The organism is Rhizobium sp. BR 317 (assembly GCF_047445835.1).
GTDB classification, from domain to species: domain Bacteria; phylum Pseudomonadota; class Alphaproteobacteria; order Rhizobiales; family Rhizobiaceae; genus Rhizobium; species Rhizobium paranaense.
In genome coordinates this window covers 96487-122383 of record NZ_JARWLB010000003.1, presented here as the reverse complement: position 1 = coordinate 122383, position 25897 = coordinate 96487, and the positions used below count along the sequence as shown (strand labels likewise).

The 25897-nt window shown below is 60.0% G+C and carries 23 protein-coding genes; 14 read left to right on the top strand and 9 right to left on the bottom strand.

The genetic code is table 11. The features are described from left to right. Positions 1 to 132: 132 nt before the first annotated feature. Positions 133 to 618, bottom strand: coding sequence for a bacterioferritin (gene bfr, locus QD357_RS05645; protein ID WP_146144011.1), 486 nt, complete (start codon positions 616 to 618; stop codon positions 133 to 135). Continuing rightward, the gene (locus QD357_RS05640; RefSeq protein WP_343070018.1) at positions 584 to 841 is read right to left on the bottom strand and encodes a (2Fe-2S)-binding protein; all 258 of its coding nucleotides are present in this window, start codon (positions 839 to 841) and stop codon (positions 584 to 586) included. The genes bfr and QD357_RS05640 overlap by 35 nt, the downstream gene beginning before the upstream one ends. Here QD357_RS05640 and QD357_RS05635 point away from each other — a divergent pair. After that, complete coding sequence (locus QD357_RS05635; protein ID WP_343070017.1) at positions 722 to 1018, top strand: hypothetical protein; 297 nt, start codon at positions 722 to 724, stop codon at positions 1016 to 1018. The genes QD357_RS05640 and QD357_RS05635 overlap by 120 nt on opposite strands. Positions 1019 to 1036: 18 nt before the next feature. Here the strand turns inward: QD357_RS05635 and QD357_RS05630 are convergent, their stop codons facing one another. From QD357_RS05630 to QD357_RS05620, 3 genes are read right to left on the bottom strand one after another with little or no spacing between them, the layout of a single operon-like run. Continuing rightward, positions 1037 to 4510 (bottom strand): error-prone DNA polymerase, encoded by a 3474-nt coding sequence (locus tag QD357_RS05630; protein WP_107109903.1) that lies wholly within the window; start codon positions 4508 to 4510, stop codon positions 1037 to 1039. Continuing rightward, positions 4507 to 5934, bottom strand: coding sequence for a Y-family DNA polymerase (locus QD357_RS05625; RefSeq protein ID WP_245407542.1), 1428 nt, complete (start codon positions 5932 to 5934; stop codon positions 4507 to 4509). The genes QD357_RS05630 and QD357_RS05625 overlap by 4 nt, the downstream gene beginning before the upstream one ends. 40 nt (positions 5935 to 5974) lie before the next feature. Then, complete coding sequence (locus QD357_RS05620; protein WP_245407530.1) at positions 5975 to 6943, bottom strand: ImuA family protein; 969 nt, start codon at positions 6941 to 6943, stop codon at positions 5975 to 5977. Positions 6944 to 7106: 163 nt separating this feature from the next. Between QD357_RS05620 and QD357_RS05615 the strand changes: the two genes are divergently transcribed. After that, on the top strand, positions 7107 to 7544 hold the full coding sequence (locus QD357_RS05615) for a metallopeptidase family protein (protein ID WP_107109905.1): 438 nt from the start codon (positions 7107 to 7109) through the stop codon (positions 7542 to 7544). Positions 7545 to 7563: 19 nt separating this feature from the next. Here QD357_RS05615 and QD357_RS05610 read toward each other — a convergent pair whose 3' ends face one another. Next, entirely contained in the window at positions 7564 to 7770 is a 207-nt protein-coding gene (locus tag QD357_RS05610; RefSeq protein WP_107109959.1) for a DUF1737 domain-containing protein, read from the bottom strand. Positions 7771 to 7892: 122 nt separating this feature from the next. Further along, positions 7893 to 8843 (bottom strand): HpcH/HpaI aldolase/citrate lyase family protein, encoded by a 951-nt coding sequence (locus tag QD357_RS05605; RefSeq protein WP_107109906.1) that lies wholly within the window; start codon positions 8841 to 8843, stop codon positions 7893 to 7895. Between the two features lie 126 nt (positions 8844 to 8969). Between QD357_RS05605 and QD357_RS05600 the strand changes: the two genes are divergently transcribed. From QD357_RS05600 to QD357_RS05550, 11 genes are all read left to right on the top strand, one after another. Then, positions 8970 to 9200, top strand: coding sequence for a hypothetical protein (locus QD357_RS05600; protein ID WP_107109907.1), 231 nt, complete (start codon positions 8970 to 8972; stop codon positions 9198 to 9200). Between the two features lie 182 nt (positions 9201 to 9382). After that, positions 9383 to 9991 (top strand): 3-isopropylmalate dehydratase small subunit, encoded by a 609-nt coding sequence (gene leuD / locus QD357_RS05595; protein ID WP_107109908.1) that lies wholly within the window; start codon positions 9383 to 9385, stop codon positions 9989 to 9991. A gap of 189 nt (positions 9992 to 10180) precedes the next feature. Further along, positions 10181 to 10999, top strand: a complete 819-nt coding sequence (locus QD357_RS05590) for a sugar phosphate isomerase/epimerase family protein (RefSeq protein WP_107109909.1) — start codon at positions 10181 to 10183, stop codon at positions 10997 to 10999. A 262-nt stretch (positions 11000 to 11261) separates the two neighbouring features. Beyond that, entirely contained in the window at positions 11262 to 12374 is a 1113-nt protein-coding gene (gene leuB, locus QD357_RS05585) for a 3-isopropylmalate dehydrogenase (protein ID WP_107109910.1), read from the top strand. A 131-nt stretch (positions 12375 to 12505) separates the two neighbouring features. Further along, positions 12506 to 13261, top strand: coding sequence for a phosphatase PAP2 family protein (locus QD357_RS05580; RefSeq protein ID WP_245407531.1), 756 nt, complete (start codon positions 12506 to 12508; stop codon positions 13259 to 13261). 199 nt (positions 13262 to 13460) lie between these two features. Next, positions 13461 to 14204, top strand: a complete 744-nt coding sequence (gene lpxE, locus QD357_RS05575) for a lipid A 1-phosphatase LpxE (protein ID WP_107109912.1) — start codon at positions 13461 to 13463, stop codon at positions 14202 to 14204. A 319-nt stretch (positions 14205 to 14523) separates the two neighbouring features. Then, positions 14524 to 14817, top strand: a complete 294-nt coding sequence (locus tag QD357_RS05570) for an ArsR/SmtB family transcription factor (RefSeq protein ID WP_107109913.1) — start codon at positions 14524 to 14526, stop codon at positions 14815 to 14817. Between the two features lie 161 nt (positions 14818 to 14978). Next, on the top strand, positions 14979 to 15728 hold the full coding sequence (locus tag QD357_RS05565) for a glucose 1-dehydrogenase (protein ID WP_107109914.1): 750 nt from the start codon (positions 14979 to 14981) through the stop codon (positions 15726 to 15728). Between the two features lie 303 nt (positions 15729 to 16031). Continuing rightward, on the top strand, positions 16032 to 16541 hold the full coding sequence (locus QD357_RS05560) for a Dps family protein (protein WP_107109915.1): 510 nt from the start codon (positions 16032 to 16034) through the stop codon (positions 16539 to 16541). A 327-nt stretch (positions 16542 to 16868) separates the two neighbouring features. Beyond that, on the top strand, positions 16869 to 17903 hold the full coding sequence (locus tag QD357_RS05555) for an aspartate-semialdehyde dehydrogenase (protein WP_104824905.1): 1035 nt from the start codon (positions 16869 to 16871) through the stop codon (positions 17901 to 17903). A 287-nt stretch (positions 17904 to 18190) separates the two neighbouring features. Beyond that, positions 18191 to 19012, top strand: coding sequence for a lytic transglycosylase domain-containing protein (locus QD357_RS05550; protein WP_107109916.1), 822 nt, complete (start codon positions 18191 to 18193; stop codon positions 19010 to 19012). Between the two features lie 75 nt (positions 19013 to 19087). On the opposite strand, the gene QD357_RS05545 is transcribed toward QD357_RS05550, so the two are convergent. Both QD357_RS05545 and pdxY read right to left on the bottom strand, forming a co-directional pair. Next, positions 19088 to 19729, bottom strand: a complete 642-nt coding sequence (locus QD357_RS05545; protein WP_107109917.1) for a carbonic anhydrase — start codon at positions 19727 to 19729, stop codon at positions 19088 to 19090. Positions 19730 to 19801: 72 nt separating this feature from the next. After that, positions 19802 to 20677 carry a pyridoxal kinase PdxY gene (gene pdxY, locus QD357_RS05540; protein ID WP_107109918.1) on the bottom strand — a complete coding sequence of 292 codons (876 nt, stop codon included), beginning with the start codon at positions 20675 to 20677 and terminating at the stop codon, positions 19802 to 19804. A 294-nt stretch (positions 20678 to 20971) separates the two neighbouring features. Between pdxY and QD357_RS05535 the strand changes: the two genes are divergently transcribed. Beyond that, the gene (locus QD357_RS05535) at positions 20972 to 25762 is read left to right on the top strand and encodes an NAD-glutamate dehydrogenase (protein ID WP_107109919.1); all 4791 of its coding nucleotides are present in this window, start codon (positions 20972 to 20974) and stop codon (positions 25760 to 25762) included. The last annotated feature ends 135 nt before the right edge of the window (positions 25763 to 25897 follow it).

The window sequence follows — 25897 nt, the reverse complement described above, 5'->3', positions numbered from 1 at the left end:
CCTTTCAGGCGGCCGGAAGCAATAGAGCGGTTCAGCTTTTCACAGCATCTAACAACCGCTCTATCACTTTGTTTTTACGCAATTCCGGACGGAAAACCGCTTCGCACTTTTCCTGGAATTGCTCCAAGCCAATTATTCAGCAGAATCAGCGGAATCGGCGTTGAGCTGGCCGTATTTGGCCTCGCCGATCTTTTCGAGCAGTTCGATCTGGGTTTCCAGGAAGTCGATATGGCCTTCCTCGTCCGCCAGCAGCTCTTCGAACAGCTTCATCGAGACATAGTCGCCGGCATCGTGACAGATATCGCGCGACTTCTTGTAGGCGGTGCGGGCATCATATTCGCCGGCGAGATCGGCCTCCAGCACTTCCTTGACGTTCTGGCCGATGCGCAGCGGCGCCAGCGTCTGCAGGTTCGGATGTCCTTCGAGGAAGATGATCCGAGCGACGAGGCGATCGGCGTGGTGCATCTCTTCGATGGATTCCGCGCGCTCCTTCTTGGCAAGCTTGGTATAGCCCCAATCTTCCAGAAGCCGGTAATGAACCCAATATTGATTAACTGCACCGAGTTCGAGAAATAGGGCCTCGTTAAGCCGCTCGATGACTTTTTTGTCGCCTTTCAATGTCCGCTCTCCTGTTGTCTTCATGAAATTTTTTCAAGCGGGACATGAAATCAAATATTTCCGCCTCCGTCGAGTGGCGGCGGGCATGATAGTCCTCGGTCGTCTGTATAATGATGTCGACGACATTCGGGAAACAGCCGCAGCAACGGCCACGCTTCGACATGGCGTGATAGACCTTGGCAGGAACGATGAGCTGCCAACAATCCTGATCGAGGAGCTCGATAATCGTCTCCCGGATTTCCTTGTCGGTGATGTAATTACAACTGCAAACCAGCATTCTTCGCTCAGCCCGTCAAACATGACATCTGCTGTCTTGTTATCTGCGAAAGAAGACGATCTTTGTCAAGAAAAATCGATTCATTTTCCAGCGGGCAAGCCGGACAAGGTCACTTCAGCGTGAGCCCTAACATCCGGCGCATCAATGGAAGTTACGGCCTCGCGGCATGACGCTTGCCGTCTGGGCGATAGTGCTGCGGCCATCTGCCGCTATCTCAGCAGTCTGCTCGCGCACCGACCGGCTTTCGGCAAGCCGCTTCTTTTGCCGATGATCCATGGTCGGACGCAGGGCCTCATCCGCCCGATCGTTGACGCCGAACCGCCTGGCTTCGCGTTGCAGGATCCCCAGCGCTGGTGTCATATCCTCGATATAATCGACCACCACATGGATGACACCGCTCTCGCTCTGCAAGCGGCCGCGTATCTTGACCAGCCGGGCGCCCATCACGATGGCCCGGTATTTCTCGAACATCTTCGGCCAGACGATCGCATTGGAGACGCCGGTCTCGTCCTCCAGCGTCATGAAGATCACGCCCTTCGCCGATCCCGGTCGCTGCCGCACCAGCACCAGCCCGGCAATCGTCACCATCCTACCATTAGGAACATTGGGCAAATCCCGGTTCTGCACGATGCCCAGTCGGGCGAAATCCGCACGCAGGAAGGACACCGGATGCGCCTTCAGCGACAGCGAAAGATAGCGATAATCCTCGATCACCTGCTCGCCGGGGAGCATTTCCGGCAGGGAAACTGCGGGCTCGACTTGCAGGTCGGTCCGATCGGCAAGATCGAAGAGGGGAAGCTTTTCCGCGGCGCTGCCGACATCGAGCGCCCTGACAGCCCATAGCGCCTCGCGACGGCTGAGGCCGATCGAGCGAAAGGCATCGGCATCGGCCAGGCGCTCGATAGCGGACTTGGCAAGCCCGGAGCGCAGCCAAAGATCGCGCACGGACCGATAGCCATCGCCGCGGCGCTCGACGAGCTGTTCCATCTCATCCTCGGACAAACCTTTGACCTGCCGGAAGCCGAGGCGGACGGCACATTGCGCCTTGATGATCTCGCGCATCGACGCATGACGCGGCTCGACGGCATCCTGATCGAAACGCGCCTTCTCCAGCAGGCAATCCCAACTGGAATGATTGACATCCACCGGCCGCATCTCGACACCATGCTCACGCGCATCGCGCACGAGCTGCGCCGGCGCATAGAAGCCCATAGGCTGGGCATTCAGGATCGCCGCACAGAAGACATCGGGATAATAGGCCTTGAGCCAGGAAGAGGCGTAGACGAGAAGCGCAAAGGACGCCGCATGGCTTTCGGGAAAGCCATATTCGCCGAAGCCTTCAATCTGGCTGAAACAGCGCTCCGCAAAGTCCCGAGGGTAACCGTTCGCGACCATGCCCGAAACCAGGTCCTGCTTGAATTCGTCAACCTTCCCCGTTCGTTTGAATGTCGCCATGGAACGGCGTAGCCGATCGGCCTTGGCGGGCGAGAATCCGGCCGCTGTAATGGCAATCTGCATCGCCTGCTCCTGAAACAGGGGAACTCCCAATGTTCTTTCCAAGACCGCTTTCAATTCCGGACGATGGTATTCGATCGGCCTATTATGAAGAATGTCATCCCGCCGCTTGAGATAAGGGTGAACCATGTTGCCCTGGATGGGACCGGGCCGGACGATCGCCACCTCGATGACCAGATCATAGAATTTGCGAGGACGGAGACGCGGCAGCATGCTCATCTGTGCCCGGCTTTCGATCTGGAAGACGCCGATCGTATCGGCGCGGCAGATCATGTCGTAGACCGGTATGCGATCGGGATATTCGCCGCTACCAAGATCGGCGAGCTGCTTCTTCACATCGTAATGCAGCAGCAACAGATCGAAAGCCTTGGCGAGACAGGTCAGCATACCGAGCGCAAGCACGTCGATCTTCAGTATGTTGAGATTGTCGAGATCGTCCTTGTTCCACTCGATCATATAGCGATCGTCCATCGCCGTGTGCATGATCGGCACCACCTCGTCCAATCGATCCCGGGTGATGACGAAACCGCCGACATGCTGGGTCAGATGCCGCGGAAACCCCATCAGAGTCGTGGCGTAGGAAAGGACGTTGCGTGTCGTCTTGTCCTTGAGATCAAGACCGGCAATCTTCGCCTCGCGTTCGGACAACTCCTCCGTCGACCAGCCCCAGACACCGCTTGCAAGGGCAGACTGCACATCCTCGGACAAGCCGAAAGCCTTGGCGACTTCGCGACCGGCCGAGCGCGCCCGATAGCTGGTGACCGCCGCCGTCAGCCCGGCATGCTCCTTTTTGTAATGCTTGTAGATGAATTGGATGACCTCTTCACGCTTCTCATGCTCGAAATCGACATCGATATCAGGCGGCTCCTCGCGTTCCGTCGATATGAAACGCTCGAAGAGCAAGCTTGTTATTTCCGGATTGACCTCGGTAATCCTGAGGCAATAACAGACCGTCGAATTGGCCGCCGATCCCCGTCCCTGGCACAGGATATTCGCGCTACGGGCAAACTCCATGATGCGGTGCACCGTCAGGAAATAAGGCTCATATTGCCGCTCACGAATGAGCTTGAGTTCATGCTCGATCTGCATCGAGACCTTTTCGGGAATCTTTTCAGGAAAGCGCCTTCTGGCCCCCTCCCACGTCAGTCGCTTCAGCGTCTCCGCAACGGTCTCGCCATCAATGCTTTCGTCGGGATAATTGTGCTTCAACTCGTCCAGCGAAAAAGACAGCCGGCTAAAAAACTTCTGCGTATTGGTGATCGCCTTCGGATAATCCCGGAACAAGCGTGCCATCTCGACCGCATTCTTCATGTAGCGTTCGGCATTGGCCGCCAGTTTGAAGCCGGCCTCGGCGATCGGCACATGCTCGCGGATCGAAACGACGATATCGGCAAGCGGCTTGCGTTCGGTCGCGTGATAAAGCGGCTGGTTGCTGGCGATTAGCCGCACGCCGTTGCGCAATGCGATGATGGAGAGCGTAGCAAAGACCAGCCGATCCCTACCATCATAGGCCGGCGACAGGACCAGATGGAGCTTGCGGCCGAAGCGGGCCCATAGTCGCGCTAGGCACTGTTCCAGCTTGGCCTGCCCCTCCGACGTCTCGACGCTATCAGCATCAGGAACAAGGGCCAGCATCATCTCGTCGCCCCATTCCATGAGGTCGCTTTCATTGAGGATACAGACGCCTTTCTCGCCGCTCAGATTGCCGGCGCTCAACAGCCGGCAGAGATGCGCCCAGCCCTTGCGGTTCTGCGGATAGGCAAGGATGTCGGGCGTACCGTCCGAAAACACCAGGCGAGCGCCGGGTTGGAAGGGAACCGGCTTCAGGAGGGGCTTTTCCGGCTCCCCCTTGGCTCGAAGCTCCCTGTTGTTCCTAGCGGCCTCTTCATATTTTTCTCGGAGAACTTTGGTATGCGCATGCGCCTTGACGACGCCTGCAACCGAATTGCGGTCGGCAATTCCAAACCCCGAAAGTTTCAGGATAGCGGCTTGCGCCACTATTTCTTCCGGATGCGAGGCGCCTTCGAGAAAGGAGAAATTCGTTCTCACCCCGATCTCGAAGAAGGGTACGGGGTCGTGAAAGCTCGGGCGCGCATTCATGCGAAGACCCCGTGCATGTACCAGTCCGGCGCCGTTCCGCCTCGGCCGTAGAGACCCTTGCGAAACAGCCAGAAACGATGGCCCTCTTCATCCTCGATCTGGAAATAATCGCGGGCAGGCTCCTCCTTTTCCTCGACCCACCATTCCGCCGAAAGCCGCTCCGGCCCTTCGGCTCGGCTGACCCGATGCATGATCCGTCGCCAGCGAAACTGCCGGGGAGGACCGTCGGGCACTTCGGCGGCAACGGTTTCGACCAGCTCCGGCATGCGAAACAGCCGCAGCGGCCGCTCACCGCGGAAGAAGCCAGACCCGGCATCTTCCTTACCTATCCGCCGCCGGGAAGCGAGAAGCCCCATGGCCGGCATCGGTCGCACGGCCCGCTCGGGAATATGGCTTTCCTGCAATTCGAAACCCTGCAGGCAATCCGGCCCCAGCCGCGCAGCCACCCGGTCGACAAAAGCGGCGAGCGACGCGTCCTGGCGGCCTTCTCCGACAAAATCGCCCTGCATCGCGTCGAAAGGCGCATGCTGCAGCACATTGAGACGGACGATTTCAAAGCCGTATCCCACATCGAGATCGTCATGAATGGCGGTGAAGCGCTCCGTGAACAGGTTGGCGATCCGGCTCGGCTCCCGCAGCGGCTGCGATGCGCCGGCGGCAATGCGGAACACAGCGCCATCGACCCGGAACAACAAAAGTTCGAAGGAGCGGCCGCCGACACCGCGGGCCTCCAGCCCCGGCTTCAAGGTTTCGGCAAGCTGACGGGCAAGCTGCAGAATATCGTCTTCCGCCTGCACCGGCTCGGCAAGCCGCCGCTCGGCTGACAATTGCGCAACCGGCCGACGAGGCGAGATAGGCTCCTCGTTGAGGCCGATGGCCTGATCGAGCCGCAAAAGGAGTTGCGCACCGAAACGGCGGGTCAGCGGCGCCCGCGGCGCTGCCAGGAGATCGCCCACCTGCCTCAATCCCAGCTTCTGCAATGCGGCGACGGTTTCCTCGCCAAGCCTGAGCGAGGCGACCGGCAGCGGCGCCAGCGCCTCTTCCATGGCCTCCGGAGGAACAACGCGGCTGTCGTCGAAGCGGGCAACCGCCCAGGAAAGGCCCGGTGCGGAGGAAATGGCGCCGCGCACATAGAGACCAAGCCGGGAAATTCGGATCAGAATATCCTCGAGCAGCGCCTCTTCGCCGCCGAAGAGATGGGCGCAGCCGGTGATATCGAGGAAAAGCCCATCCTTGCCGTCGATCGCCACCAGCGGCGTATAGCGATCGCACCAATCGGCGATCGCCTCCAGCAGTTTGCGGTCCGCGCCCGGGTCCTCTTCGACGACGTCAAGGGTGGGACAGATTGCCTTCGCCTCGGCAACGCCCTGTGCGAGCTTCAGGCCGATCGTCTCGGCCCTTTCATTGAGCGCGGTGAGCCGCATGGCATTGTTCAGCTTGCCGGCACAGGCGAGCGGCGGCGCCTCAAGCCGACCGGTCGAACGCCAGGACAGACCCCATCGCTTGCGCGCGATCCGGTCGGTCGGCAGGTGCGGAAAGGTCAGCGCCAGAATGCGCTGCGTGTTCACCGGGAAAGGCAGGGTGCTGAGCGTCGAGGACAGGGGCAAACTGGCGGTCATGGGCATTCCACTCCAGGGTTATGGAAAAGGGCGCCGGGTTACGGCTTTTTTCCAGGGTGAGACGAAAGGCCGGATGACCGATGCTGCCGCCAAGCAGCGATCCGTCCGGCAAGGGCCGCGCCAGGGCCGGCGCGGGTTCGACGGCGAGACGGAAGAGAGCGCTGCTCGCCTCCTCCTCGCCCGCTTGACGCAACAGAAACAAGGGCCGCCCCGCCGCCTTGGCCCGCAGCGCCAGCCGCCGGCTCTCGGTCAGCCCGAAGCGGGCCGGATTGCCGCGCACCTCCAGAATGACGACCGCAAAGGCCGCACTGGCAAGCGCCGTCTCCGCCAGCCATAGCGCCTCTTCCAGCTTGCGCGGCGACGCCTGTAGAAAGCCGGCCGGCTCCAATCCGAAATCCTGAAGCCCGAGCGCATAGGGCAGGCCCGCCTCCATCCCCGCGACAGTATCGCCGATCCACAAAACCGGCGATACGGCCGTGGTTTTGCCGACGGCTTGCCCCCGAGGCCGCCCTGCAAACACTCTGAGCCGGGCAGCAAGAGCAAGGGTGAAACCGCTCGCCGCTCCGGCATCACGCAAGGCGAGCGAACGGATCTCCGTCAGCGCATCCAGCGGCACGCCGCCCTGCATCGCCTCGTCGAGAGCGGCAACCCCTATTGCAAGCGGCTGGACAGCATCGGCCGAACCGGCCTCCGGCTCTGCCGCCCGTGTCTCATGCGCCATGGCTGCCAGCGCCGGTATCGGCCTGCCTTCCAGTCGGGCAATGGTTTCACGCAGGGCAAAAAGCGTCTCCCGCGCCACGGCGGCCTCAGCCATGACGGTAGCTCCAGATCAATTATGTTCCTGTTATGTTCTTATGGATTCCAGAGGTCGGAAGAAGAGTCAACACCATTTTATGAGAAAATATTCCTCTGCCTGAATCCACTCTCGAAAAACCGAAACAAAGGCTCTATATGACCAGCTAAGGAAGGAAGCATTCATGGCCCGCATTGACCAGAGCGAGGATTGGCGGGACCGCCATGCCCCCTCGATCAGCACATTCGAATCCCTGGCCACGGAGGCTTACAGCCACCTGCCGGACGAATTCCGTTCGCTCACCGGCAATCTCATCATCCTCATCGAAGATTTCCCCGACGACGACGTGTTCGAGGACATGGCGCTGGAAACGCCGTTCGACCTGCTCGGTCTGTTCGAAGGGCGCGGCATATCGGAGCGTTTCACAGCCCAAACCGGGGAAATGCCGAACAAGATCCGCCTCTATCGCCGGCCGATCATCGATTATTGGGCGGAAAACGACGAAACCCTCGGGGACATCATCACCCATGTCCTGATCCACGAAATCGGCCACCATTTCGGCCTGAGCGACGAGGACATGGAACGCATCGAGGCGAGCGCCGAAGAGGCGACGGACCGCTGAATAAGCGATCCTGTTACTCTTACTGCTCCGAAAGCTTCATTTCCGGATCGTAATCCTTGCCCGCGACGTCCTTGACGACTGCCTGGCCGCACAGCATTAGGCCGGTCGCCGCATTGAAGGCGTAGGTCGGCGAGCCCGAGAGTTCCCAGCCTTTGTTCAGCGCCGCGGTCACCTTATGGCAGAAGGAAGCGTCGTCGGGGCCGGTAAGGAAGCGATAAAGTTTCATCAAATCGTCTTTCATAACCTAGCAGTTCAGCGCTTCACGGAATCTCTGAACTGCTCTATCTCTTTGTTTTCACACAATTCCGGACGGAAAGCGGTTCACGCACTTTTCCTGGAATTGCTCTATCAGCCTTCATCCCGAGGTGCGGCCGTAGACAACCGCAAAGGACGCTCTGAAATCAGGCGAGCTTTATGGACCAGTCTCTCCGCCTGGACAAGATGCAGCCGCTCGACCATGCGCCCGCCGAGGTTCACGACATTGAGACCGGCCGCCGCCGGATCGGCGAAAGCGGCGATAATGGCTTGCGCCTCGGCAAGAGCGGCCTCGTGCGGCCCGAAATGCCGGTTGGCGGCTTCGATCTGGTTTGGATGGATCAGCATCTTGCCGGCAAAGCCCATGGCTCGGCCCTCCGCACATTCGACGTCGAAGGCTTCCATATCCTTGAAATCGTTGAAAACACTGTCGATGGCGTCGAGCCCATAGGCGCTGACGGCCAAGATCACCTGCATGAGCCACGGCATGAGATAGGTGCGGCCCGGCTGCGGCAACACACCGGTTTCCTTGCGCAGATCATTGAGGCCGACGGTCAAACAATCGAGCCGGCTTCCCGGTGTGCGGCCGGCCTCGGCGATGGCCGCGGCATTCAAGACGCCGCGCGGCGTCTCGATCATCCCCCAGATGCGCAGGCTCTCCGGCGCATCCGCCTCGGCAAGCCTGTCGCTGACAACAGTCACATCCTGCGGCTCGTCGACCTTTGGCAGAAGAACCGCATCGGGCTCAAGCGCCAGCACCAGCTCCAGGTCTTCGGCACCGAAGCCGGATGACAGCGTATTGATGCGGATGATGCGCTCCTTGCCAGCCTCTCCTTTGCCGGCAAGCAGCGAGCCGGTGAAAAAAGCCCGCAAATTCTCCCGCGCTTCCGCCTTTTTCTCCGGCGCCACGGAATCCTCGAGATCGAAGATGACTGCGTCGCAATCGAGATCGGCTATCTTCTCAAGCGCACGGCGGTTGATCGCAGGGACACTCAGCACCGAGCGGCGCAGACGGACGGAACGGGGAGGGGCGAGACGGCTCATGATGCAGTTTTGCCGCGCTTTCCGCCGTCAAGCAAGACAACAACGGGCAAGACAACAAAAAGCCATGCTCCTCTTGCAGAGAGAAGAAGAGAGGACCACATTGCCATGAGTAGAGAGGTCTCGACCATGCAGAATATCCGTTCCCTGTTCATCGCGCTTGCCGGCATCACCGTGTTTGCAGCCCTGGCGCTGTTTACCGTTTCAATCACGCTCGCTGTCGGCGGCATCCTCACCGTGCTTATGGTGGGCCGCGCGATTTCGTTGCGGATGAAACCTGCTCCGGTGCGTGCCAAGGCGAATGCTCAGCGCGAAATGCGCGTTTGGAACGACGGCCGCGGCACGATCATCGACCTCTAAGCCAAGATCAGGGCAGGGCGGCGCCTCGCCGCTCTCCAATGCGCTTAATCCACGCGCAATTCCTGAACTGCGGCCAAGGCGCCCGGTTTAGAGCATTTCCAAGATTCCCCTTCATTTTTGCCGGGATTTGCTCTATTGGCAGGATAATTCGTGCATAGACGAAAATTGAAGGCAGGACCCCCATGGACAAGTTCGTGAAGTTGACTGGTGTCGCAGCACCCCTCCCGGTCGTGAATGTCGATACCGACATGATCATCCCGAAGGACTATCTGAAGACCATCAAGCGCACCGGTCTTGGCACGGGATTGTTCGCCGAAGCCCGCTACAATGAGGATGGTTCGCCGAACCCGGATTTCGTGCTGAACAAGCCGGCCTATCAGAATGCCAAGATTCTCGTCGCCGGCGACAATTTCGGCTGCGGTTCCTCGCGCGAACATGCCCCGTGGGCACTGCTCGACTTCGGCATCCGTTGCGTCATTTCGACCAGCTTCGCCGACATCTTCTACAACAACTGCTTCAAGAACGGCATTCTGCCGATCAAGGTCAGCCAGGAAAATCTCGACAAGCTGATGGACGACGCCTCGCGCGGCTCCAACGCCATCCTGACGATCGATCTGGAAAACCTTGAGATCACCGGCCCGGACGGCGGTTCGATCAAGTTCGATCTCGACGAATTCAAGCGTCATTGCCTGCTGAACGGCCTCGACGATATCGGCCTGACGCTGGAAAAAGCCAAAGCGATCGACAGCTTCGAAAAGACGAATGCCGCATCCCATCCCTGGGCTGCCTGATCGATTTCATCATCACATTTGCGTGTCGAAGCCGGGCTGAAAAGCCCGGCTTTTTGTTTTCATGCCGTGGCAAGCTGATGACTTTGCCGGCTGTAATATGCCCGACAAAAAGGGGGATCATATAGCCTTTGCGGAGCCCCTCTGGCCGCTCCCGCTCCCTCCATCTCCTCCTCCCGATCGGAGCATTTCATGTCTTCCCTTCCCATTCTTGGCGCCGCCATGACGCTTGACGACGTCGAAACCCATCGCAACTGGCTGCTCGAAAAGCGGCGCGACTTGGAACTGCAGAGCTTCGTCGAAGCCGAAATCTTGAATGGCGACTGGGCGCCGCTTGCCGAGCGCGCGAGGAAGCTGCTTGACGGCCATCAGGGCCGCCTCGGCATCCACGGCCCGTTCTGGGGCTTCATCATCGCCTCGCAGGACCCGGAGATCCGCGCCGTCGTCACGAAGCGCCTGCTGCAGGCACTCGACGTCTGCGCCAATATCGGCGCCACCCAGATGGTCATCCATAGCCCCTATACGTCATGGTCCTACAACAACCTCGACAACAACAAGGGTGAACGCGAGAAGATCATTGAATACACGCATCTGACGTTGAAGGATGCCGTGAAGCGCGCCGAAGACATTGGCCTGACCATGGTCATCGAGAACATCGAGGATAAGGATCCCCATATCCGCGTCGGTCTTGCCGACAGCTTCAACTCGCCCGCCGTCGCCGTTTCGATCGACACCGGCCATGCCCATTACGCGCACGGCTACACCGGTGCACCGCCGGTCGACTACTACGTCCACGCCGCCGGCAACCGCCTCCAGCACGTCCACCTGCAGGATGCCGACGGCTATGCCGACCGCCACTGGAGCCTCGGCGAAGGCAATATCCACTGGCGCGCCGTCTTCGCCGCCCTTGCCAAGCTCAACAGCAATCCGCGCCTGATCATCGAGATCAAGGACAAGTCCAAGATCCCGGCATCGGCAGCCTATCTCGCTTCGCTTGGATTGGCTGAGTAAAGATAAAGCAACGCAAGCCATCCGCCCTCGTGGTTCGAGACGGCCCTTTGGGCCTCCTCACCATGAGGGCTCGTCCTCTCGCCTGGCTTATAGTTCGCTCCGCCCTCATGGTGAGGTGTGAAGCCCAAAGGGCGCAGCCTCGAACCACGAGGGTCGGCCGCAAAAGCCCCAAACCGTACCGTTTCCGCCCCTTCCTCGCTTGAAAAGCCTTCTTGGCGGGTCTAAGAACCCGCAACTTATTTCTTTTGCGGAGGCTTTTCCCATGACAGTGCGCAATCTCTTCCTCCTGCCGGGTGACGGCATTGGTCCCGAAGCCATGGGCGAAGTCCGCAAGATCATCGCCTATATGAACGAGGCGAAGAATGCCGGTTTCGTTACGGATGAAGGCCTTGTCGGCGGCAGCGCCTATGATGCGCATGGTGTCGCCATCTCCGAAGAGGACATGCAGAAGGCGCTTGCGGCCGACGCCGTGCTCTTCGGCGCCGTTGGCGGCCCGAAGTGGGACGACGTTCCCTACGAAGTGCGCCCGGAAGCCGGCCTGCTGCGCCTGCGCAAGGACCTCGAGCTTTTCGCAAACCTGCGCCCGGCCATCTGCTATCCGGCGCTGGCATCGGCTTCCTCGTTGAAGCCGGAACTGGTCGACGGCCTCGATATCCTTATCATCCGTGAGCTCACCGGCGGCGTCTATTTCGGCGAGCCGAAGGAAATCATCGACCTCGGCAACGGCCAGAAGCGCGGCATCGACACCCAGGTCTACGACACCTACGAGATCGAGCGCATTGCCGGCGTCGCCTTCGAACTGGCACGCACCCGCAACAACCGCGTCTGCTCGATGGAAAAGCGCAACGTCATGAAGTCGGGCGTGCTCTGGAACCAGGTCGTCACCGCGACGCACAAGGAAAAATATGCCGACGTGCAGCTTGAGCATATGCTCGCCGACGCCGGCGGCATGCAGCTCGTTCGTCAGCCGAAGCAATTCGACGTCATCGTCACCGACAATCTCTTCGGCGACATGCTGTCCGACGTCGCTGCCATGCTGACCGGCTCGCTCGGCATGCTGCCGTCCGCTTCGCTCGGCGCACCCGATGCCAAGACCGGCAAGCGCAAGGCGCTCTACGAGCCCGTGCATGGCTCGGCCCCCGACATCGCCGGCAAGGGCATCGCCAACCCGATCGCCATGATCGCCTCCTTCGCCATGTGCCTGCGCTACTCCTTCGGCCTGGTGGCCGATGCCGATGCGCTGGAAAAGGCAATCGCCAACGTGCTCGACAGCGGCATCCGCACCGGCGACATCATGTCGGCTGGCAGCCGCCAAGTCGGCACCGCCGAAATGGGCGATGCCATCCTCGCCGAATTCAAGGCGCTGTCGGCATAATCGCGGTCTGATATTTCATGTGAAACATCAAAGGCCCTCGCTCTCGGCTTGCAGAGCGGGGGCTTTTCGTTGAACTCCGCGCGGCGGACCCTTATTTCCGTTGGATGAGCACGGAAACGACATCGCCGCCGGTGAGCACAATCCAGAAGCAATCACGGCCTTGGCAGAGGCTGGCGCGGCGTTATGACCTTCGCCGCAACCGTCATGGCCCCCTTCCTTGGCTTGGCTACACGCTGACCGCGGTCAACATCGTCATTCTTGCCTTCCTCGTCTTCGATACGCCACTTGGACAGGCTGCAAAGAACCTCTCGCCGCAACTGATCGCAGTCGCAGGCGCCATCACCGATATCGGCAGGCTGGCCTGGATCCTCGCCGCTATCGCCGTCGTGTCTGCCGTCGGCCTTTTCATCCTACGTCGTGCACCGACGCACGGCCGTTACCGGGCCGCCCTTTTCATCCGGATGATCGCCTATGTCGGCCTGTCCGTTCTCACGACCAGCATCGTCGTCAATCTTCTGAAATACGCGATCGGCCGCGCCCGGCCCCCTCTTTATGATCAATACGGCATTTTCGGTTTCGAGCCGTTTCACGGCGACTTTCTGTTTGAAAGCTTTCCCTCGGCGCATTCGGCCAATGTGGGTGCGCTCTTTGTCACTCTGGCCCTGCTTTTCCCGCGATTCCGGCTGCTGTTCATCGGCATCGGCCTTTGGCTTGGCGCTTCGCGCATCATCATCGGTGTCCACTATCCAAGCGATGTCACCGCCGGCCTGGCGCTCGGCGCCTGGATCGCTTTCGCCGTTGCGATCCTCTTTTCCCGTTTCGGCCTGGTTTTTTCCGTGGTCAAAGACGGGTGGCCGCGGCCGCGGCTGAACCACGGGCTTCGCTGAACCACCGACCGTCTTAAATCTGTAAAAAAACTGTTGCAGGAGCCTGCTACAGCAATTCCAGGAAAGTGCGTGAGCCGCTTTCCGTCCGGAATTGCGTGAAAACAAAAAGATAGAGCAGTCCAGCGATTCCGTGAGGCGCTGAACTGCTCTGGGCGTAATTGCCGACTTGGGTAGGAAGTAGCGGCGACAGGCGGTGGATATGCAGGCGATCTTGACGTCTCTGGACAGGCGGTGGCGGCGGAACAAGAGCGGCTTCGCACCGTCGCATTGGAAGATCTGTCTGTTCCTGACCGCCAATGTCGTCTTGCTCGCGGCGCTGCTGTTCGATTGGCCGGTCGGCGCCAACATCAAGAACATCGCTCCACCCATTCATTTCTTCGGCAAACTGCTCACCAATTTCGGCGAATCCGGCTGGATCATCCTGCTCAGCGCCTTTCTGTTCTTCGAAGGCTGGGCCGGCAGCCGGCTGTTGCAATCGCCACGCTGTCGTTGCCAGGCCCTGCGCATCTGTCAGATCGGCGGCTATCTGCTGACGACCATCACGCTGTCGGGTATCATCGCCAATCTCCTGAAGCGCGCCATCGGCCGTGCCCGCCCAATGCATTTTGAGGATTGGGGTCCTTTCGGTTTCTCGCCCTTCAACGGCCATGCCGGCTTCGAAAGCTTCCCGTCCGGCCATGCGACCACCATCGGCGCCTTCTTCGTGGCGCTTGCCTTCCTCTTCCCGCGCTATCGTTACATCTTCATCGCCTGCGCCCTCTGGCTGGCGACCACGCGCGTGATGATCGGCGCCCACTATCCGAGCGACGTCATCGCCGGCCTCGCCCTCGGCGGCTGGTTTTCCTTCATGGTGGCGATCGTCTATTCCCGCTACGGCCTGCTCTTCCGCATCGGCGAGACCGGCTGGCCGGTGCCGAGATTGCCGCTGTTGAAGGGGAAGTAACCTCTTTGCCGCGGCCTTGGGGCCACCCTCGTCCTTCGACAAGCTCAGGATGAAGGTGGAGCGCATACCGCGCCCGGCCACAGGGGATAAAGTCCTTCACTCCGAGGAGCGAAGCCAAAAAAGGTTAGCCCTCATGGTGAGGCGGCGCACAGCGCCCTCGAACCACGAGGGCGGATGAGGGAAAAGAAAATTCCCCTCATCAATATGCCACGCAACGCACCATCACACCTCGAATAGTTGCCAAGTATTGCCTGCATTCATATATCTGAAGCGGCGAATTTGCGGGAAATCCATTCCCCGTTCGAGTGTGGCGAAGACAATGACCGATGCAGGACAGACGCGACTGAGCGAAAGGCAACTCGGGTTGATTTCCCGGGCGCTCGCCGAGCCGCGCCGCGTGCAGATATTGAAGGAAATCGGCGGTCGCGCCGAGCCTATGCCTTGCAGCATCCTGACGCAGTGCCATGCTGTCAGCGCCGCGACGATATCGCACCACATCAAGGAACTCGAAAACGCCGGCCTCATCGAGATCGTGCGGGAAGGCAAGTTCGCAAACTTGCTGCTTCGGCGCGATGTCCTGAATGCCTACATGGCGGAACTCGCCACCATCTGACAATTCTTTTCCCTCCGCCCGCAACGGCTGCTCTTGTATCAGTTAGATGATTATCTAAATATCAAAGGGACGGGATGAAGGTCGACACACTAAGGCCCTCGTCTGCGTCAACAATTCGATAGTTATAAAATTATCTAACAACCTTCTCGACAGGAGATAACATGAGCAAGCTGGCAGGCAAGGTCGCGATCGTGACCGGAGCATCGAAGGGTATCGGCGCAGGCATCGCCAAGGCATTGGGCGAGGCAGGCGCGGCCGTCGTGGTCAATTATGCGTCGAGCCGGGAAGGCGCCGACAAGGTCGTGGCCGAGATCACCGCCAAAGGCGGCAAGGCGATCGCAGCACACGGCGATGTTTCGAAATCCGCCGACGTGAAGCGGCTTTTTTCCGAAACCAAGGAAGCCTTCGGCGGCCTCGACATCCTCGTCAACAATGCCGGCGTCTATCAATTCCAGGCGCTGGAAGAGATCACCGAAGAAGAATTCCACCGCGAATTCAATATCAACGTTCTCGGCACACTGCTGACGACGCAGGAAGCGGTGAAACATTTCGGCCCCGAAGGCGGGAACGTCATCAACATCGCCTCGACAGCCGTTACCATGAACCTGCCGACCGCTGCGGTCTATACGGCGACCAAGGCCGCCGTCACCTCGATCACCCAGATCCTTGCCAAGGAACTCGGCCCACGCAACATCCGCGTCAACACCATCTCGCCCGGCGGCGTCGAGACTGAAGGCGTCATCGCGGCAGGCATTATCGGCAGCGATTTCGAGAAGCATATGGTTTCGCAAACACCGCTTGGCCGCCTCGGCCAGCCGACCGATATCGCTCCGATCGCTGTTTTCCTCGCCTCGAAGGATTCCGGCTGGTTGACGGGCGAAACCCTCTATGCCGGCGGCGGCTTGAAGTAACCGCTTATCCCGCAGAGCCGCTTTCCTCCCAACGAGGGAAGCGGCGTCCCCCATGCCATGGCCGATCCGGCCGGCCGGCACCTCCGGCAACAATTGCCAAACCGCATCCGTCTTCATACTATCATTGCCGTTCGGGTTTTTCCGTCGATCCGCAGCCACTTTTGCTGCAAACGACATCTTGACCGCGAAAACCTTCACGACAGATCCTATCTGCAATGCGATCCCTTGCGAGCGAACGCCGTAAATTCCTGTGAAAGTCTCTGAGAGATCGCTGTTGCGACCAACGAAACGGAGCACGTCATCATGAATACCGCCAATACCAAATCGAAACTGGGCACGCGCACCAATCTCAGCGAAGAAGCGACACGCGATATTTCCGCAGCACTGAATGCGCTGCTGGCCGACGTCTTTTCCCTTTATCTCAAGACCAAGAATTTCCATTGGCATATGAGCGGGCCACATTTTCGCGATTACCACCTGTTGCTGGATGAGCAGGGCGAGCAGATCTTCGCCATGACGGACCCGATGGCCGAACGGGCCAGAAAGATCGGCGGCACCACGTTGCGTTCGATCGGCCACATCGCCAAGCTGCAGCGCATCCCCGACAATAATGCCGAATATGTCGACGCTCAGGATATGCTCGCCGAACTGGCCGACGACAATCTCAGGCTTTCCGCCGAAATCCGCGCCACGCACGATGTCTGCGATGAATATGGCGATGTCGCCACCGCCAGCCTTCTTGAAAATTGGCTGGACGAGACGGAACGCCGCATCTGGTTCCTGTTCGAATCCACGCGCAACAGCAGTCGCTGAGGCTGAGATCGATTTCCGCGTTCCCGCCTCGGTGGGAACGCAAAATCCTTGACTCCTGTGGAAAACCCCTTAGAACCGGCGACGGAAAAGGAAGACCTCCATGGTTCGCTTCGAACAGATCGATAGATTCGATCACCTGGCAGAATTTGCCGGGCAGGAGTTCCGTTTTCCGGTTTCTTCCAAAACCAAGGCCAAAACGACGACGAAAACCGTCTGACGTCTCTGGCCTGCCGCTCTCTCCCCGGCTCGGCTGGGGACAGGAACCGGTCGTCATGACCGTGGTTCCCCCCTCGCCAAAGAGGAGAGAAGAGAAAGAGAGCTTGAGAAATGGGTTTCAAAGTTGCAGTTGCGGGCGCGACCGGGAATGTCGGCCGCGAAATGCTCAATATCCTGTCCGAACGCGGTTTTCCGGCTGACGAGGTCGTAGCGCTCGCATCGGCCCGCTCGCAGGGCACCGAAGTTTCCTTCGGCGACCGGACGCTGAAGGTTTCGAACCTGGAGAATTACGATTTCTCCGATACCGATATCTGCCTGATGTCGGCCGGCGGCGATGTCTCCAAGAAGTTCTCGCCGAAGATCGGTGCCCAGGGCTGCGTCGTCATCGATAACTCCTCGGCCTGGCGCTACGACGCCGACGTGCCGTTGATCGTGCCGGAAGTGAACCCCGATGCCGTCACGCAGTTCACCAAGCGAAACATCATCGCCAATCCGAATTGCTCGACCGCGCAGCTCGTCGTGGCGCTGAAGCCGCTACATGACTTTGCCAAGATCAAGCGCGTCGTCATCTCCACCTACCAGTCCGTTTCCGGCGCTGGCAAGGACGGCATGGACGAGCTATTCAACCAAACCCGCGCCGTCTTCGTCGCCGATCCGATCGAGTCGAAGAAGTTCACCAAGCGCATCGCCTTCAACGTCATTCCGCACATCGATGTCTTCATGGAAGACGGCTACACCAAGGAAGAATGGAAGGTGCTGGCCGAAACCAAGAAGATGCTCGATCCGAAGATCAAGGTCACCTGCACCGCCGTGCGCGTGCCGGTCTTCATCGGCCATTCGGAATCGGTCAACATCGAATTCGAAAACGAAATCACTGCCGATCAGGCTCGCGATATCCTGCGCGAAGCCCCGGGCTGCCTCGTCATCGATAAGCGCGAAAACGGCGGCTACATCACGCCTTATGAGTCTGCTGGCGAAGACGCGACCTACATTTCGCGCATTCGCGAGGATGCGACGGTCGAAAACGGTCTCAACATCTGGGTCGTCTCCGACAATCTGCGCAAGGGCGCGGCACTGAACGCCATCCAGATTGCCGAACTCCTGATCAACCGCGGCCTCGTCAAGCCGCGCAAGCAGGCGGCCTAAACGGTTTATAAACCAATTTACGGTTCTTAAACCTTTGCTGGCTAAGCAGGATTTAAAGAAAAGCCTCGTCATTTCGCATCGAAAGGCGAGGCTTTTACAAAGCTGCTTAGGTGCAATGTTTCACGTGAAGCGAAATATTGATCGCGAAAACGTGATAATGACAGAATTGCCGGATACTGGCATGGTCCGGTCACAGTAAGACCGCGTGTAGGCCTGGAAAATAGAAGGCTTATGCGCCATCAAAAACCGTTACCGCGTCTCGCGCGGTAAGAATTCGGGGACTCTGAATGCGCATGACAAAGTCTGGAATGGCAGCTCTCGTAGCAGGCGGGTTGCTGTTGGTGACGCCGTTTGCGGCCAATGCGGCAGCTTGTGGCAATACGTCGGCTGGTTTTGAGAATTGGGTGCAGCAATTCAAGCAGGAAGCCCAGGCTCAGGGCGTCAGCGCCTCTGTTCTCGACCGGGCCTTTGCCAACGTGCACTACAATCAACCAACCATCCGCGCCGATCGCGGTCAGAAAAGCTTCAAGCTCTCCTTCGAAGACTTCATGAGGAAGCGCGGCGGCCAGACGATCATTACCCGCGGCAAGGCCATGAAGCAGGCCAATGCCCCGTTGTTTGCGAAAATCGAGAAGCGCTATGGCGTGCCCGCCGGCCCGATCATTGCTATCTGGGGCATGGAAACCGGTTTCGGTGGCTTCATGGGCGACCAGCATACGCTTTCCGCCGTGTCGACGCTCGCTTATGACTGCCGCCGCTCCGATTATTTCACCGATCAGCTCTATGCCGCCCTCAAGCTCGTCGGCGAAGGCTATCTTAGCCCGACCGCCCGCGGTGCAGCCCATGGCGAAATCGGCCAGACGCAATTCATGCCGAAGAACGTCGTCAATTTCGGTGTCGACGGCGATGGCGACGGCAGGGTCGATCTGGTCGGATCCCGCGCCGACGCGCTGGCCTCGACTGCAAACTTCCTGAAGGGCCATGGCTGGCAGCCGGGTCTTGGCTATCAGCCCGGCGAGCCGAACTTCGCAGCGATCGGTGGCTGGAACGATGCAGCCGTCTACCAGCAGGCAATCGCCTATATCGGCAAGCAGATCGACGGCCAATAATCACGGCGACAAAATTGATAAAAGGCGCTCGGCCAAATGGCCCGGGCGTCTTTTTCGTTTGTCCCTATCGAGGTCTCAGATTTCCGGCCGGATAAAATCGCGCGTCTCGGGGTCCATCACCCACAGCTCGCCAGTCGAAATATCGAACCACGCACCGTGCAGGCTCAATTTCCCTTCCTCTTCCAGCGCCTTGATATCAGGAAAGCTGCGCAGATTATTGAGCGAATTGCGGATGGAGATGCGCTCCAACGCCGTCTGCCGCTCGGCCGGCGTCATGACGTCATTGCTCTGGATCTGCTCGGCGGCCGGCTTTACGAGGCCCATCCAGCGGCCGATGAAATCGCCCGGCGACAGCGGCTCGGCATTCGGGTCCAACGCTGCGCGGATACCGCCGCAACGACCATGCCCCATGACCACGATATCTGAGACCTTCAGCGACTGCACCGCGAATTCCAGAGCTGCGGACGTCGAGTGAAAATGACCATCCGGCTCGTAGGGCGGCACCATATTGGCGACGTTGCGGATGACGAAAAGCTCTCCGGGACCCGCATCGAAAATAGTCTCCGGTGCAGAGCGGCTGTCGGAACAGGCAATCACTAGCGCCGCGGGCTTCTGCCCATCCTCCGCCAGACTGCGATAGCGCTCGCGTTCGTCGACGTAACGCCCGCTCATGAAGTTGCGATAGCCATTCAGAAGGGAGGTAGGAAAGCTCAGCATAGTATTGAATTACAGCGCACTGCGGCCGATGGCAACTATTGCGCTGCAAAAACCTATCGCCCGAGCCGATCGCTATTTCTTCCGCCGTTGCGCCGGATGCAGCAGGCGCCGCATCTGCACCATTGCCATGGGGGTCGATAGGCTGGAAGCATCGGCGGCGAGCGTCAATTCGTCGCTGCCGCGCTTAACCGCCCGCGCCAGCACTTCGTAGACGCTGGCCGTGGTCAATTGCAAAGCCCGCTCTTCGTCCATCCCTGACAGCAGCCGCGACAGGAACACGGCCGAGAGCAGGTCGCCGAGCCCGTTCGGCGCCTTGTCGATGCTGCGATGTTCGGCAAACAGCGCGTTGCGGCCGCTGAGATAGAGATTTCCGGTGCCGCCGGTCATCATCGGAACGGCCGACGTTACCAGCATGCGCGGCGGCCCCAGCGCCAGGGCAGCCTCCATGACGGCATTGTTGTCCTCTAGCGGCGCGCCGGCGAGCCAGGCAAGCTCGTGGCGGTTCGGCGTCGCCAGCGATGCAAGCGGGATGAGGTGATCGCGGATCGCTTCCGCGGTTGCTTCCGGCACATAAAGCCCACCGGAATCGCCGATGACGGGATCGCAGGCATAGAAGATATCGGGGTTCTTTTCCCGCAGTGCCGTTACCAACCGCGCGACGGAGCGCACTTGCGCTGCATTGCCGAAATAACCCGACAGCACCGCCTTCACCTCCGCCAGCCAAGGCGCGGCGATGAGATCGTCGATCGCATGGTCGAAATCCGCCTCGGCAAAGGTTAGCCGGGTGGAGCGGCCATGGCCGGGGTGCCAGGGCAAAACGATGGTCGGCAGCGCCCAAACGGGGTGACCCAGGGTTTCCAGCGCGAAGACGGCGGCGCGATTGCCGACGGAGCCTCTGACGACATGGCTGGAGATGACGATAACGGCGCCTGCCGCAGTGTCCGACATGATGCTTGTTTCCAGTTCCGATCTTCGGGCCACGATGGCGCCGGTGATGATCTCTTTATCGTCAGTCTGTCAACCACGCTTCACAGAGTCATGAAAACCTCTGTTGAGGACGCAATATCGCCAATTCTGCGCCGATTTTCCCGCGATTTGCATCGAGATCACAAAAACCAGCAAGATTTTTCAAAATTTGAGGCCAAATCCGTCGAAAAGCGATGAAATCCGCATTCATTTTGCCAGTTTTTTCGATAAATCTTCTGATAAGGTCACCAAAACTCTGAAATGGGGAGGAATTTCATGGCATCGAGGACCAATCCGAAACGGGAAAAACAGATCGAAGCGGCCCGCAAGATCGCCGCCGCGACCGGCGAGGCGCATCTCGATCCGGAAATCCTGTTCGGCCGGGCGAGCAATGACGATATGGAGCGCTACAGCCCGGAAATGCTGGCTCTTGCCGCCGTGCATGCGGCGGGTGAACTGGCGGCCTGGAGCGGCTCGTCTCCCCGTGTGACCATCGAACAGGTCGCCAATATCGAGCCCGAAGGCGCACCCGTTTCGATCCTGTCTATAACGGATCATAACATGCCGTTCCTCTACGAATCGGCGATGGGCGAGGTGACGAGCAGCTACCGCGACCTTTACATGGCGGTGCATCCGATCCTCGTCATCGAAGACGGCAAGCAACCCACGCTCTATTCCGCCGATCAACCAAGCGATCCGGCCAATCGCGTCAGCCATATTCAACTGCACCTGTCGCCGCTGACCGCGGCGCAGGCAGCGGACTTGATCAAGCGCGTGCAAACCGTGCTCGACCAGACGCATCTGACCGTTTCCGACTGGAAGCCGATGCTGACGCGGCTGGATACGGTGATATCCGAGCTTTCCACTTACGAGACCACCGGCCGTCGTAAAGCGGATCGCGATGAAGCGCTGGCCTTCCTCGCCTGGCTGCGCGACGGCAATTTCACCTTCCTTGGCATGCGCGAATATGTCTATTCCGGCAAGGGCGCCAGCGCCAAGGTGGAGCGCGACCGCGGCGCCGGCCTCGGCATCCTCTCCAATCCCGATGTCCTCGTCCTGCGCCAGGGAAAAGACGCCGTCACCACGACCCCGGAAATCCTGGCCTTCCTCGAGGGACCGGATTTCCTGATCGTCACCAAGGCCAATGTGAAGTCTGTCGTCCATCGTCGCGCCTATATGGACTATGTCGGCGTCAAGCGTTTCGATGCCGATGGCAAGGTCACCGGCGAACTGCGCATCGTCGGCCTCTATACATCCACCGCCTACACCAGCGCCGCCGCCGAAGTGCCGCTGCTGCGTTCCAAGGTGCAGAAGGTCAAGGACTACTTCGGCTTCGACCCGGCCAGCCATTCCGGCCGCATGCTGGACAACACGCTGGAATCCTATCCGCGCGACGATCTTTTCCAGATCGATACGACGCTGCTCGCAAGCTTTGCCGAACAGATCAACGACCTTGCCGATCGGCCGCGCGTCCGTGCGCTGCCGCGCATCGACCATTTCGATCGCTTCGTCTCGGTCATCGTCTACGTTCCGCGCGAGGAATATGATTCCTCCGTCCGGGAGCGAATCGGCAATCATCTGAAGACCGTCTATGACGGCCGCGTCTCCGCCTACTACCCAGCCTTCCCGGAAGGTGGCGTGGCGCGCGTGCATTTCATCATCGGCCGCAGCGGCGGCAAGACCCCGCACATTCCGCAGGCCAGGCTTGAAGCAGCGATCCGCGCCATCACCGCCCGCTGGGACGACCGCTTCGAAATGCTGGCCGGGCCTAAGGCGCCGCATATCTCCGTCAGCCAGGCCTTCCAGGAGGCCTTTTCGCCGGAGGATGCCGTTGCCGACCTGCCCAACATCATGGCCATTGCCGGTGCCGGACAGATCCGCATCGCCTTCTACATCCGCAAGGATGAAACGGGCGATATCCTGTCCCTGAAGATCTTCCACGGCGAAGGCAATCTGGCGCTGTCGCGCCGCGTGCCGCTGCTCGAAAACCTCGGCTTCAACGTACTCAGCGAGCGGACCTTCGACATATACGTCACCGCCAAGAACGGCGGGAACGGCCATATCGTTCTCCATGATATGGAGCTCGAAGCTCGCGGCGGCGTGACGATCGACCTCGCGCGCCACGGTGCGGCGCTGGAGGAAGCCTTCCTCGCTGCATTCGGCGGTACGATCGACAATGATAGCTTCAACCGGCTGATCATCTCCGCCGGCCTTTCCGCCCGCGAAACCAACGTCCTGCGCGCCTATGCCCGTTATCTCCGCCAGGCTGGCATTGCCTATTCGCAGGATTACATTGCCGCGACGCTGGACAAATATCCGCGCATCGCGGGCTCGATCTTCCGCCTGTTCCACGACACGCTCGACCCCAGGCTCAGCGAGAAGAACCGCACGAAGAAACTCAGCGACTTGCATGCGACGATCGAGACCGAACTCGCCGACGTTCCAAGCCTCGACGACGACCGGATTCTCCGCCGCTACGTCAATGCCGTCGACGCGACGCTGCGTACCAACCATTTCCAGAGAAACCCAGATGGCACGCCAAAGGCCATGCTTGCCTTCAAGCTCGATCCGAAGCTTCTGGACGGTCTGCCGGAGCCGCGGCCTTTCCGCGAGATCTTCGTCTATGGCGTCGAGGTGGAGGGCGTGCACCTGCGCTTCGGCAAGGTCGCCCGCGGTGGCCTGCGCTGGTCGGACCGCGCTGAAGACTACCGTACCGAGGTTCTGGGCCTTGTGAAGGCGCAGCAGGTGAAGAATGCCGTCATCGTGCCTGTCGGCGCCAAGGGCGGCTTCTATCCGAAGAAACTTCCGGTCGGCGGCAGCCGCGACGAGATCTTCAATGCCGGCCGCGAAGCCTACAAGACCTATATTCGCACCCTGCTGTCGATCACCGACAATATCTCGGGCAACGATATCGTCCCGCCGCCGGACACTGTGCGGCAGGATGGAGACGACCCCTATTTCGTCGTCGCCGCCGACAAGGGCACGGCTACTTTCTCCGACACCGCCAATGCCCTGGCGCAGGAAGCCGGTTTCTGGCTCGACGACGCCTTTGCCTCGGGCGGCTCGGCCGGCTACGACCACAAGAAGATGGGCATCACCGCCCGTGGTGCCTGGGAGACCGTCAAACGGCACTTCCGTGAAATGGATATCGATATCCAGACGACGCCCTTCACCGTCGCCGGCGTCGGCGACATGTCCGGCGACGTCTTCGGCAACGGCATGCTGCTGTCACCCAAAATCCGCCTGCTCGCCGCCTTCGATCACCGCGACATCTTCATCGATCCGGATCCGGACATGAAAAAGACGCTTGCCGAGCGGCAGCGGCTTTTCAATCTCGCCCGCTCGAGCTGGCAGGATTTCGACAAGAGCGTCCTGTCGAAGGGTGCGATGATCATCTCGCGTTCGGCCAAATCGGTGACGCTGACACATGAGGCCGCTGCCACTATCGGCATCGACAAGACGGTGGCGACACCCTTCGAGATCATGACGGCGATCCTGAAGAGCCCGGTGGACCTGCTCTGGTTCGGCGGCATCGGCACCTATGTGAAGGCGCCGGCCGAAACGGATTCGGAAGTCGGCGATCGCGCCAACGATCCGATCCGCATTACCGCGGAGGAGGTTCGCGCGAAGGTCATCGGCGAAGGCGCCAATCTCGGCGTCACCCAGAAGGGCCGCATCGCCTACGGCCTCAAGGGTGGACGCTGCAATTCCGACGCCATCGACAATTCCGCCGGCGTCAACACCTCGGACGTCGAGGTCAATATCAAGATTGCGCTGGCATCCGCCATGTTTGATGGCCGCCTGACGCGCGCCAAACGCGATACGCTACTGGCATCGATGACCGACGAAGTCGCGACACTGGTGCTCCGCAACAACTATCTGCAGTCGCTGGCGATCTCGCTGACGGAACGCAAGGGCACTGGCAACGGTCTGGAGCTCAGCCGCTTCATGAGTGTTCTCGAAGGCGCAAAACAGCTCAACCGCAAGGTCGAGACGCTGCCGGACGACCAGACCTTTGCCGAGCGCTACGCCAATGGCCGGCCGCTCAGCCGCGCCGAGATCGGCGTCCTGCTCTCCTATGCCAAGATCGTCCTCTTCGATGCCTTGGCGGCGAGCGACCTGCCGGACGACCCCTATTTTGCCGCGACGCTCAGCCGATATTTCCCGGCGAAGATGCAGCGCTCACATGCCGCCGATATCGCCGGCCACCGGCTGCGCCGCGAAATCATCGCAACGGCATTGGCAAACGAAGCGATCAACCGCGGCGGACCGGGCTTTGCCGTCAGCATGATGGATGCAACGGCCGCTTCTGCCGCTGAAGTGGTCAAGGCTGCCGTGCTCGCCCGCGACGGCTTCGATCTCGACAGGCTGTGGAACGAGACCGATGCGCTCGACGGTAAAGTCGGCGGCCAGACGCAGAACCGCGTCTATGGCGAAATCACCGAAGTCTATACGGTGCTGACCCGCCTGCTGCTGAAAACCGGAGCGGCCAAAGGCGACATGGAGGAAACCGTTAGCCGGCTTCAGGCAGCATTGAAACGGCTGCGGCCTGTCTTCCTCAGCCAGATCCCGGCGGATTTCGCAGCCGAGATCGCGACCCGGCAGGCGGATTATCAGACCGCCGGCCTCCCGGAAAAGCTCGCGTCCGAGATCGCGACGATCTACGCGCTCGTCCTCGTGCCGGAGATCATGCAGATCGCCGAGCGCACGGGCGATACGCTCAACCGCGCCGCCGAAAGCTACTTCACGGTGTCGCAGACCTTCCGCGTCGGCCGCCTGCTACTTGCCGGCAGCCGGATCATCACCGGCGATCACTATGAAAGCCTGGCGCTGGCCCGCAGCCTCGACCAGATCGCAGGCGCTCGCCGCGATATCGTCATCTCGGCGCTCAGCAATCATCCCAAGGACAAGCAACCGATCCTCGCCTGGCACGCCGAAGACCGCATCCGCATCAACCGCATTGCCGAAGAGCTTGCGGGCCTCAGCGAAAGCGGCGATCCGAACCTTGCCCGGATTACCGTTGCCGCCGGCCTCCTGACCGACCTTGCGCATGACCGGGCGAGATGACACAGTCCGCCCGGTTCGATTGAGCAATTCCAGGAAAACTGCGAAGCGGTTTTCCGTCCGGAATGCGTAAAAACAAGGATAGAGCGGGAAAGCGATTCCGGGAAACGCTGAACCGCTCTATCCGCGCTATGGAAA

Bases quoted from the DNA above. Each gene is read 5' to 3' on its own strand.
- QD357_RS05630 (WP_107109903.1), bottom strand. From the start codon at position 4,510: ATGAATGCGCGCCCGAGCTTTCACGACCCCGTACCCTTCTTCGAGATC.
- QD357_RS05625 (WP_245407542.1), bottom strand. From the start codon at position 5,934: ATGCGGCTCACCGCGCTCAATGAAAGGGCCGAGACGATCGGCCTGAAG.
- QD357_RS05620 (WP_245407530.1), bottom strand. From the start codon at position 6,943: ATGGCTGAGGCCGCCGTGGCGCGGGAGACGCTTTTTGCCCTGCGTGAA.
- QD357_RS05615 (WP_107109905.1), top strand. From the start codon at position 7,107: ATGGCCCGCATTGACCAGAGCGAGGATTGGCGGGACCGCCATGCCCCC.
- QD357_RS05610 (WP_107109959.1), bottom strand. From the start codon at position 7,770: ATGAAACTTTATCGCTTCCTTACCGGCCCCGACGACGCTTCCTTCTGC.
- QD357_RS05605 (WP_107109906.1), bottom strand. From the start codon at position 8,843: ATGAGCCGTCTCGCCCCTCCCCGTTCCGTCCGTCTGCGCCGCTCGGTG.
- QD357_RS05600 (WP_107109907.1), top strand. From the start codon at position 8,970: ATGCAGAATATCCGTTCCCTGTTCATCGCGCTTGCCGGCATCACCGTG.
- leuD (WP_107109908.1), top strand. From the start codon at position 9,383: ATGGACAAGTTCGTGAAGTTGACTGGTGTCGCAGCACCCCTCCCGGTC.
- QD357_RS05590 (WP_107109909.1), top strand. From the start codon at position 10,181: ATGTCTTCCCTTCCCATTCTTGGCGCCGCCATGACGCTTGACGACGTC.
- leuB (WP_107109910.1), top strand. From the start codon at position 11,262: ATGACAGTGCGCAATCTCTTCCTCCTGCCGGGTGACGGCATTGGTCCC.
- lpxE (WP_107109912.1), top strand. From the start codon at position 13,461: ATGCAGGCGATCTTGACGTCTCTGGACAGGCGGTGGCGGCGGAACAAG.
- QD357_RS05570 (WP_107109913.1), top strand. From the start codon at position 14,524: ATGACCGATGCAGGACAGACGCGACTGAGCGAAAGGCAACTCGGGTTG.
- QD357_RS05565 (WP_107109914.1), top strand. From the start codon at position 14,979: ATGAGCAAGCTGGCAGGCAAGGTCGCGATCGTGACCGGAGCATCGAAG.
- QD357_RS05560 (WP_107109915.1), top strand. From the start codon at position 16,032: ATGAATACCGCCAATACCAAATCGAAACTGGGCACGCGCACCAATCTC.
- QD357_RS05555 (WP_104824905.1), top strand. From the start codon at position 16,869: ATGGGTTTCAAAGTTGCAGTTGCGGGCGCGACCGGGAATGTCGGCCGC.
- QD357_RS05550 (WP_107109916.1), top strand. From the start codon at position 18,191: ATGCGCATGACAAAGTCTGGAATGGCAGCTCTCGTAGCAGGCGGGTTG.
- QD357_RS05545 (WP_107109917.1), bottom strand. From the start codon at position 19,729: ATGCTGAGCTTTCCTACCTCCCTTCTGAATGGCTATCGCAACTTCATG.
- pdxY (WP_107109918.1), bottom strand. From the start codon at position 20,677: ATGTCGGACACTGCGGCAGGCGCCGTTATCGTCATCTCCAGCCATGTC.
- QD357_RS05535 (WP_107109919.1), top strand. From the start codon at position 20,972: ATGGCATCGAGGACCAATCCGAAACGGGAAAAACAGATCGAAGCGGCC.